Annotated in this window: 9 protein-coding genes; 5 read left to right on the top strand and 4 right to left on the bottom strand. The window is 61.9% G+C overall.

Features of this window, described 5'->3' with window-relative positions; all coding sequences use genetic code 11:
• From GGI60_RS13025 to GGI60_RS13005, 5 genes are all read left to right on the top strand, one after another.
• The coding region (locus tag GGI60_RS13025) for a TOBE domain-containing protein (protein WP_183916283.1) at positions 1–318 on the top strand (318 nt) is incomplete at its 5' end.
• Positions 319–334: 16 nt separating this feature from the next.
• Positions 335–1,873: a GMC oxidoreductase gene (locus GGI60_RS13020; RefSeq protein ID WP_183916281.1), complete on the top strand. Its 1,539-nt coding sequence runs from the start codon at positions 335–337 to the stop codon at positions 1,871–1,873.
• Positions 1,874–1,882: 9 nt separating this feature from the next.
• Positions 1,883–3,538 carry a GMC family oxidoreductase gene (locus GGI60_RS13015; RefSeq protein WP_183916265.1) on the top strand — a complete coding sequence of 552 codons (1,656 nt, stop codon included), beginning with the start codon at positions 1,883–1,885 and terminating at the stop codon, positions 3,536–3,538.
• A 24-nt stretch (positions 3,539–3,562) separates the two neighbouring features.
• Positions 3,563–4,732, top strand: coding sequence for a Gfo/Idh/MocA family protein (locus GGI60_RS13010; RefSeq protein WP_183916263.1), 1,170 nt, complete (start codon positions 3,563–3,565; stop codon positions 4,730–4,732).
• 6 nt (positions 4,733–4,738) lie between these two features.
• Positions 4,739–6,823 carry an FAD-binding protein gene (locus GGI60_RS13005; RefSeq protein WP_183916261.1) on the top strand — a complete coding sequence of 695 codons (2,085 nt, stop codon included), beginning with the start codon at positions 4,739–4,741 and terminating at the stop codon, positions 6,821–6,823.
• A 16-nt stretch (positions 6,824–6,839) separates the two neighbouring features.
• Here GGI60_RS13005 and GGI60_RS13000 read toward each other — a convergent pair whose 3' ends face one another.
• The 4 genes from GGI60_RS13000 to GGI60_RS12985 form a co-directional block, all read right to left on the bottom strand.
• Positions 6,840–7,022 carry a hypothetical protein gene (locus tag GGI60_RS13000; RefSeq protein ID WP_183916325.1) on the bottom strand — a complete coding sequence of 61 codons (183 nt, stop codon included), beginning with the start codon at positions 7,020–7,022 and terminating at the stop codon, positions 6,840–6,842.
• A 210-nt stretch (positions 7,023–7,232) separates the two neighbouring features.
• Positions 7,233–8,024: an exodeoxyribonuclease III gene (gene xth / locus GGI60_RS12995; protein ID WP_183916259.1), complete on the bottom strand. Its 792-nt coding sequence runs from the start codon at positions 8,022–8,024 to the stop codon at positions 7,233–7,235.
• Positions 8,025–8,055: 31 nt separating this feature from the next.
• A complete protein-coding gene (locus GGI60_RS12990; protein ID WP_183916257.1) occupies positions 8,056–8,457 on the bottom strand; it encodes a GFA family protein in 402 nt (133 codons plus the stop codon).
• Between the two features lie 11 nt (positions 8,458–8,468).
• On the bottom strand, positions 8,469–8,936 hold the full coding sequence (locus tag GGI60_RS12985; protein WP_183916323.1) for a hypothetical protein: 468 nt from the start codon (positions 8,934–8,936) through the stop codon (positions 8,469–8,471).
• Positions 8,937–8,948: the final 12 nt, after the last annotated feature.

Genomic DNA, 8,948 nt, shown 5'->3' with positions numbered 1-8,948 from the left:
TTGCCTGTTGTTGCCGGCAATCACGGCCTCGCGGCCTATGCCGGCAAGCAGGTGATCTTCGGTATCCGCCCGGAGGCCTTGACCGATCCGGATGGCGCCGACCGCAAGGCGCGCTCACTGACCGAGGACGAATGCCTGATCGAAGTCGTCGAACCGGCCGGCTCCGACACCTTCGCCGTCACCAAGCTCGGCGGCAAATCCGTCGTCGCCCGCCTGCGCGCCGATGCCGGCATCGCGCCGGGACAAAACACCCGCCTTGCCTTCAATCTCGACAAGGCCGTGTTCTTCGATCCAGACAGCCAGATGCGGATCGCGTGATGGCCTGGGGGCTACGATGAGCAGTTCACCAGATATCGTCATCATTGGCTCAGGAGTCGGCGGCGCCACCGTCGCCGCTGGCCTGGCTGCGACCGGTGCTGGCATATTGATCCTGGAAGCTGGCGATCACATTGCCGACCTTCCCGTCAATCGCGACCAGCGGGCGATCTTCCAGCGGGGGCATTTCCGCCCGACGGAAATCTGGTACGAGGCGAACGGCAAAGGCTTCAATCCCGGCAATTACTACAATGTCGGCGGCAATTCGAAATTCTACGGCGCCGTCCTGTCGCGCTATCGCAAAGAGGACTTCGACGTCATCGAGCACCGCGAAGGTGTGTCGCCAGCCTGGCCCTTTTCTTATGAGGAGTTGGAGCCCTGGTACTCGAAGGCGGAGCGGATGTACCAGGTCCGCGGCAGTCTCGGCGATGATCCGACGGAACCACATCACTCGACTGCCTACGAATTCCCGCCCGTGCCCGACGAGGCGCCGATCGCCGAAGTCAGGGCGCGCCTCAAGGGGAAAGGGCTGCATCCCTTTTCCCTGCCGCTCGGCCTCGATCTCGATGCCTGGCTCTCCAAGGCGCGTACGCCCTGGGATGCGCATCCGAATGCAAGGGACGGCAAGATGGACGCCGAGACCGCGGCGCTCGCGGTGGCGCTGAAACATAAGAACGTGCGGCTCGAAACCCATGCGCGCGTGACACGGCTCGACACCGGAGCCGGGAGCCGGATCGACCGGGTCACTTATATCAAGGACGGTGAGACGCTGACTGCCTCGCCTGACATCGTGATCCTTTCGGCCGGGGCGGTCCAATCGTCGGTGCTTTTGCTGCGGTCGAGAACCGACCGCTTCCCCAGGGGCCTTGCCAACTCTTCCGATCAGGTGGGCCGTAACTTCATGAACCACAACGCTTCCGCCGTGATCGCTGTTTCGCCACGGTTCAGGAACACCGCCGTCTATCAAAAGACGTTCGCCTTCAATGACTTCTATCTCTCCGACGGGGAGGGAGGACCGCCGCTCGGCAATGTGCAGTTGCTGGGGCGCATCTCCGAAAAGGTTCTGAAGGGCTCTCTGCCGCAGGCTCCGGAATGGCTTCTCCGTTTCATGACAGATCATGCCATCGACTTCTATGCGATGAGCGAAGACGTGCCCAATCCCGAAAGCCGCGTCATGGTCGATGGAGATCGGATTATTCTGCAATGGCAGAGGACCAACTGGGACGCCCATCTGGCGCTTGTCGCCAAGCTGAAGGCGATCCTGCGGTCGATCGGATTTCCGATCGTGCTGTCGAGACCTTTCGATAAGCGCACGCCGTCCCATCAGTGCGGCACGATCCGCATCGGCAACGACCCTGCGACGGCGCCGCTCGATCCGTATTGTCGGTCATTCGATCACGAAAACCTCTTCGTCGTCGACGCCGGCTTCTTACCCACGTCGGCTGCGGTCAATCCGGCGCTCACCGTCGCCAGCCAGGCACTGAGAGTTGCTGATCACATCGCATCGAAGGATTTGCAGACACGGACAGATCCGTTGGCGCGGGCCGGCCTCACATAGGACAGTAAAATGGGCTTCGACTATATCATCACCGGTGCCGGTCCTGCAGGCTGCGTCCTGGCAAACCGCCTCAGCGAAGATCGCGATGTCACGGTGCTGCTTCTCGAAGCAGGCGGAGGCGACTGGAATCCACTTTTTCATATGCCCGCCGGCTTCGCCAAGATGACCAAAGGTGTCGCCAGCTGGGGATGGCAGACCGTTCCCCAGAAACACATGAAGGGCAGGGTGCTTCGCTATACGCAGGCGAAGGTCATCGGCGGCGGCTCGTCGATCAACGCCCAGCTCTACACGCGCGGAAACGCGGCCGACTACGATCTCTGGGTCACCGAAGACGGCTGCGAGGGCTGGGATTATCGCTCGATCCTTCCCTATTTCAAACGCGCCGAGGACAATCAGCGCTTCGCCGACGACTACCACGCCTATGGCGGTCCGCTGGGTGTTTCGATGCCGGCTGCACCGCTGCCGATCTGCGACGCCTATATCCGCGCGGGCCAGGAGCTCGGCATTCCCTATAATCACGACTTCAACGGCCGCCAGCAGGCCGGTGTCGGATTTTACCAGCTGACTCAGCGCAATCGCCGCCGGTCCTCGGCATCGCTCGCCTATCTCTCGCCGATCAGGGACCGGAAGAACCTGACGGTGCGGACCGGCGCGCGCGTCGCGCGGATCATGGTCGAAGGAGGTCGAGCGACAGGCGTCGAGATCGCGACCGCGCGCGGCTCGGAGATCGTGCGAGCCGAACGTGAAGTCCTGGTGTCATCAGGCGCGATCGGGTCGCCGAAGCTTCTTCTGCAGTCCGGCATCGGGCCGGCCGATCACCTCAAATCGGTGGGCGTCAAGGTGAACCACGATCTGCCCGGTGTCGGCGGCAACCTTCAGGATCATCTGGATCTTTTCGTCATCGCCGAATGCACCGGCGATCACACCTATGACGGCGTCGCGAAGCTGCACCGCACACTCTGGGCGGGGGTTCAATATGTCCTGTTCCGAACTGGTCCGGTGGCCTCGTCGCTCTTCGAGACCGGCGGCTTCTGGTATGCCGATCCCGATGCGCGGTCTCCCGATATCCAGTTTCACCTCGGCTTGGGATCGGGCATCGAAGCCGGCGTCGAGCGGCTGAAGAACGCCGGTGTGACCCTCAACTCCGCCTACCTGCATCCGCGCTCGCGCGGCACGGTGCGTCTGTCATCCGCCGACCCGGGTGCAGCACCCTTGATCGATCCCAACTACTGGTCCGATCCGCACGACCGGAAGATGTCCCTGGAAGGGCTCAAGATCGCCCGCGAGATCATGCAGCAGGCGGCGCTGAAGCCCTATGTCATGGCCGAAAGGCTTCCCGGTCCAAAGGTCATGACCGACGAGCAGCTTTTCGACTATGGCTGCGCCAACGCCAAGACCGATCATCATCCAGTCGGCACCTGCAAGATGGGAACAGGGCCTGACGCGGTTGTCGGGCTGGATCTCAAGGTCCATGGCCTTGAAGGCCTACGGGTCTGCGATTCCTCCGTTATGCCGCGCGTGCCCTCATGCAACACCAATGCGCCGACAATCATGGTCGGCGAAAAGGGCTCCGATCTCATTCGGGGTCTGCCGCCGCTGCCTTCCGCAATCTTCGCCTACGAACGCAACGATACGAGGCCGCGAGCCCGTGCGGAAATCCAGTAAGCCCTTTCGAGAGGAGTAACGACAATGTCTGAAGTGAGGGTTGCAGTGCTTGGCGCGTCGGGCTGGATGGGAAAGGTCCACACCATGGCCTATCAGACCTTTCCGCATTTCTTTGGCGTCTCGGATGGAACGGCGCGAATCGTGACGCTTGTCGACGGCAATCCGAACGTTGCCGAGGATCTTGGCAACCGGGCGCCCGGTGCACGGATCCTTCAGGATTGGCATCCGGCCGTTGCCGATCCCGATGTCGACCTGATCGATATCTGTCTGCCAGACCATCTGCACTATCCGGTGGCCAAGGCGGCCCTGCTGGCCGGCAAACACGTCTATTGCGAGAAGCCGCTGTCGAACACCGCCGATGAAGCGCGGGAGCTGGCTGATATCGCGAAGGAGAAGGGTGTCATTACGCGTGTTGGACACGCTTTTCCCCGAAACCCCGTCCATGATCTGGCGAAAGACATCATCGATTCAGGTGAAATCGGCGAGATCAAGCTGTTCCGCGGCTGTCAGCACGTCGATATGTATGGTGATCCCACGGCGCCCTTCATGTGGCGCGCTGATGGGAAGCTCGCGCCGACCGGGATCGTCGGCGACACCGGTTCGCACATTTTCAGCTTCATGGATTTCCTGGTCGGCCGCGTCAGTTCGCTGATCGCCGACAATCTGATCGTCACGCCGCGCCGTCCCGTCGTCGAGGGCCTTGCCTATGGCGAACAGGTGAAACTGACAGGCAACGAATCCTGGGCCGATATCACCAACCCCGACGCGACCAACCTGCTATGCCGGTTCGCCAACGGCGCCGGCGGGATCGTCGATTTCAGCCGTGTCGCGACCGGGCGCAAATTCATGCAGACCTACGAGGTCTACGGAACGAAAGGCAGCATCGCCTATAGCTATGACGAGATAAACCGGCTGCGCTTCTACTCCAACGACGACCGGACGGGACGGCGCGGTTTTCGCGAGATTGACGTGGGGCCGGAGAATCCCACCTTCCGAGCTTTCCTGCCTCTGCCGAATTTCGGCATCGGCTACAACGAAAGCAAGATCATCGAGGTCGCCGAGGTGATCCGCTCGATCGTGTCAAACAGGCCGATGTGGCCGACCTTCGATACCGGCCACCACATCTGCCAGATCGTCGACGCATGCATGGAGTCTTCCCGGCGGAAGCGCTGGGTCGACATCCCGCTCGGATAAATGCCGATGACCATAGACGTCCCGCAGGAAATTCTCGACGCGCTGACCGATGTCGATATGCCGAAGCTTCCACCAGAAGCCGGCCCTTCGGCAACGGCTCGGCTCGCCGGTATCGACGTGCCGATCTATCGAGCCGGCTGTGTCGTCGTCGGATCGGGTGCTGCAGGTCTGCGTGCGGCTGTGGAAATGAAGCGGCGCGGCGATGATGTCGTCATCGTCAGCCAAAGCGCCTGGGGCGGAACCTCGGCCTGCTCGGGTTCCGACAAGCAGACCCTGCACACGGCTAACACGGCGGATCAGGGCGACAATTACAAGGCGATGGCCCGGGCCATCCGCAGCGGCGGCGCCATGGACGAGGACACTGCCTATGTCGAGGCCGTGGGCTCGTCGCGGATGATGGCGTCGCTGCAGTTCTTGGGCCTGCCGCTGCCGCAGGATCCGCTCGGTGGAACGCTGCGATATCAGACCGATCATGACGAGGTCGGCCGCGCCACCAGCTGCGGCCCGCGCACTTCGCGCCTGATGGTCAAGGTGCTGGCAGAAGAGGCGCTCCGGCTCGATGTGCCGTTCTACAATCAGACGACCGCAGTCAAAATCCTCACCGAAGGCGAAGGAACGGATCGCCGCGTGGCAGGGATACTTGCCATGCGCGCCGCTGATCGCATGGAGGAGAATCCGCTCGGTATCACCTTGTTCGTCAGTAATGTGATCGTGCTCGCGGCCGGCGGACCGGGTGAGCTCTATCGCGACAGCGTCTATCCCAATGGTTGTTTCGGCTCCCTCGGCCTGGCGCTCGAGGCAGGCGTCGAGCTCGTCAACCTGACCGAAAGCCAGTTCGGCATCGGAACGCGCAGGGAAGGCTTCCCATGGAATCTGTCGGGCACCTACGTTCAGGCAATTCCGCATATCTACTCGGAAGATGCCGAGGGTGGTGAACATCATTTCCTGGCGCAATATTACCGCAGCACCCAGGAGCTGGCGTCGAACGTCTTCCGCAAAGGCTATCAATGGCCATTTCACGCGACGCGCATGCTGGATTTCGGCTCGAGCCTGGTAGATCTCGCCATCCATTGCGAAACCGCCGCAGGAAGGCGTGTCTTCATGGACTTCAATCGCAATCCACTGCCGGTGCCGGGTGACCTGCCGTTCAGCCTGGAGAGGCTGGACGAAGATGTCCGCCTGTATCTCGGCAAGGCCGGTGCCGATCAGGACATGCCGATCGATCGGTTGAAGCACATGAACCCGCTCGCGATCGAGCTCTACCGCCGCTACAAGATCGACATCGCCGCCGACCCGCTGGAGTTCGCCGTCAATAACCAGCACATGAATGGCGGCATCATGGTCGACACCTGGGGCCGCAGCAATCTTGCCGGCTGTTACGCGGTCGGCGAAGCGGCGGGCACACATGGCGTAACGCGGCCCGGTGGCGCCGCGCTCAATGCCGGGCAGGTCTTCGGTACCCGGGCGGCCGAGCATATCAGCGCAAGCGGAAGGGCGAAGGGGGCCGCCACGGGCAATATGTCAGGGGTCGCGGAGGCAGGGATCACCGCTCTGCTGGCTGCTCTTCGCAGCGAGAGCCCGCTCACTCTCAAATCGGTCCGCTCGGAGGTGCAGGCGCGAATGAGCGAGAAGGCCGGCATTATCTGCGATCAGGAGAGCGTCGCCCAGGCCTTGATCGAAGCGCGCAAACTGAACGCCACCATTCGTGCCGGGGGCGTCGCCTATGGCCGCGCCGCCGAAGCGGTGCGAGGCGTGCAATGGCGCCACATGGCGCTCGCCTCGGAAGCCGTGCTCAGCGCCCTCGACTTCTTCATATGCAATGGCGGCGGTAGCCGCGGAGCGCGAGCAATATGTGATGCCCAGGGCGAATCCCTTCCATATGCGAGTGCAGGCCCTTTGGAGGAATATCGCTTCCGCAGAGAACGTGAAGCGCATCGGGACGAGCAGATCGTCGTTCAGCTCGATGGCGATAAGCTCAGGCTTTCAACCCGTTCGAACCGCCATTTCGACGAAAGCGCCAGATCCTTCTTCGAACGAGACTGGCCCGCCTGGTTGACAGGCCGCATCTACGATCTCGGCGCCGGGGAATAAGGTACCGCAATCGCAATCAATCGGGATTGGCAACCGGTGGCGGAACCCGGATGCGCTCCGTGTCGTCAGAGCCTTCGGCGACGGCCTCTTCGCTCTTGCGCACGCGCCTTGGCTGATCTTTTCCTTCGATCGGCTTCGGCGATAATTGGTCGTCGGCCTGGATCTCGTCGGTGTTGAGATAATTCTTGCTTTCACCCATGACGATCACTCCGGGGATGGAATTGGCAGCCATTATGCATGTCTTTCGAAACTATGCAGCAGTTCCGGGACAACGACATGCATAAAAACAAAGGGCTAAAGCGCGTCGCATGAATCAAATTTGATGCGACGCGCTTTAGACAATCTCCTTTGCAAGCTAACGCCAGCTGGCATCGTGAGGTTCCGTCGCTCCTCCGCGAGATATCGCGGCTCAAACGCCGCCAGCTTCGGGGATGTCGAGCTCGATCATGACAGGCGCATGGTCGCTCGTATGCTCCCAGCCCCTTGGCTTTCGCCGGACGCTTGCCGATCGAAGCCACGGCGTCACTGCCGGGCTCAGCAGAAGGTGGTCGATCCTGAGCCCGGCGTCGCGTTCGAAACTGTTCCGCCAGTATTTCCAGAAGGTGTAGATGCGCTCGTTCGGATGCAGATGCCTGACGGCGTCCGTCCAGCCCTGGGCCACCAGCCGGGCATAGGCCTTGCGCACTTCCGGCCTGAAAAGCGCGTCGTCCAGCCAGCGCTCCGGCTTGTAGACGTCGATCTCGGTCGGCATGACATTGAAATCGCCGGCCAGGATCGATGGCACCTCGATTTCGAGAAGTTCGGCGGCGTAGGCGTGCAGGCGACGGAACCAGCGGAGCTTGTATTCGAACTTGGCGCTGGGAAAGGGATTGCCGTTCGGCAGATACAGGCACCCGATCACAAGGCCGTCGACGACGGCTTCGATATAGCGGCTGTGGGTATCGTCGGGATCGCCGGGAAGGCCACGCCTTGTCAGGATCGGTGTCTTGCCCTTCGCCAGAATGGCAACCCCATTCCAGGATCTCTGTCCATGCCAGACGGCGCCGTAGCCGGCCCCTTCAGCCTCCTTCCGGGGAAATCTGGCGTCGTCGGTTTTCAGTTCCTGGAGGCAGGCGACATCCGGGGAATCCTCCTTCAGCCAGCGCAGCAGGATATCCAGACGTCCGTTGATCCCGTTGACATTGTAGGTTGCGATTTTCATGAGACCCATGTCGAGACGGTGCGGCCATAATCTAAAACCGCTCCTGAGTTTCCTCCTCCGGAAGTCCGCGCCCACCATCGGCCCAGTCAAGACGGCTCTCCACGCCGTAATGTCCCGCCGGCCGAACACGGTCGGGGTGGTCGAGCGAGCCGGCCGTCACGCGGATCAGCTCATCGCCGTCATATTGAAGAAAGAGCGGTGTTCCGCAATTGCCGCAAAAGCCCCGCATCGCAATGGGCGAGGATCGGTAGGCGGCGGGGGAGCCCCGTGTCCAGACGAGATCCTCGACCCTGGCCTGGACGAGAACTGCGAAAGGACCTCCGGTCGCCTTCTTGCACATATCGCAATGGCAATATCCCGAATGCGGTGGATCGCCGGCGAATTCGTATCGGCAAGATCCGCACAGGCAGCCGCCGGTCCATTGGGTAGCCATGTCAGAGGTTCTCAACGCGTCGCGCCCAAGACGAAGGCGATGCCGGCGACGATCGCTGCGGCGGTCAGCGGCTGCCGGCGTATCCGGTCCTCGATGTCCTGGACGAAACTCTTCGCTTCCGCCTTTGCCAGACGGGCCGTTCCGGACGCCAGTTCCGAGGCGGACTCCGCCATCCGGCCAGCTTCTTTCTGTAGTGCCCGCAACTCCTCGCGCTCGTAGCCGGTCGGGCGCAGGGCTTGATCGACCAGCGGATAATCTTGATCCAGCGCGGTCGGATCAGGCTCGCGCTTCACGCGCTCAGCCGCCTCGACATCGCTGCGGCCGACGGGAATGGAGGTATGGGTGGCCGACACCGGATCGGATGCCGGAAACGTGTCTTCGATCGCCTTGTCGAGATCGCCCCTTCGGGCCTGCGTTCGCTGCTCTGCCTGTTCTTTTTTCATGGATTGGACGGCAGGGGATTCGTTCGGGTTTGGCATCGGGGCTTCCTC

It is taken from the genome of Rhizobium lentis, assembly GCF_014200175.1.
In the GTDB taxonomy this organism is placed as follows: Bacteria; Pseudomonadota; Alphaproteobacteria; order Rhizobiales; family Rhizobiaceae; genus Rhizobium; species Rhizobium mulingense.
The sequence above is the reverse complement of the archived record's forward strand: the minus strand, read 5'-3'. Positions and strand labels throughout refer to the sequence as shown.

Coding starts and splice junctions, on each gene's coding strand:
- GGI60_RS13020 (WP_183916281.1), top strand. CDS start 335: ATGAGCAGTTCACCAGATATCGTCATCATTGGCTCAGGAGTCGGCGGC.
- GGI60_RS13015 (WP_183916265.1), top strand. CDS start 1,883: ATGGGCTTCGACTATATCATCACCGGTGCCGGTCCTGCAGGCTGCGTC.
- GGI60_RS13010 (WP_183916263.1), top strand. CDS start 3,563: ATGTCTGAAGTGAGGGTTGCAGTGCTTGGCGCGTCGGGCTGGATGGGA.
- GGI60_RS13005 (WP_183916261.1), top strand. CDS start 4,739: ATGACCATAGACGTCCCGCAGGAAATTCTCGACGCGCTGACCGATGTC.
- GGI60_RS13000 (WP_183916325.1), bottom strand. CDS start 7,022: ATGGGTGAAAGCAAGAATTATCTCAACACCGACGAGATCCAGGCCGAC.
- xth (WP_183916259.1), bottom strand. CDS start 8,024: ATGAAAATCGCAACCTACAATGTCAACGGGATCAACGGACGTCTGGAT.
- GGI60_RS12990 (WP_183916257.1), bottom strand. CDS start 8,457: ATGGCTACCCAATGGACCGGCGGCTGCCTGTGCGGATCTTGCCGATAC.
- GGI60_RS12985 (WP_183916323.1), bottom strand. CDS start 8,936: ATGCCAAACCCGAACGAATCCCCTGCCGTCCAATCCATGAAAAAAGAA.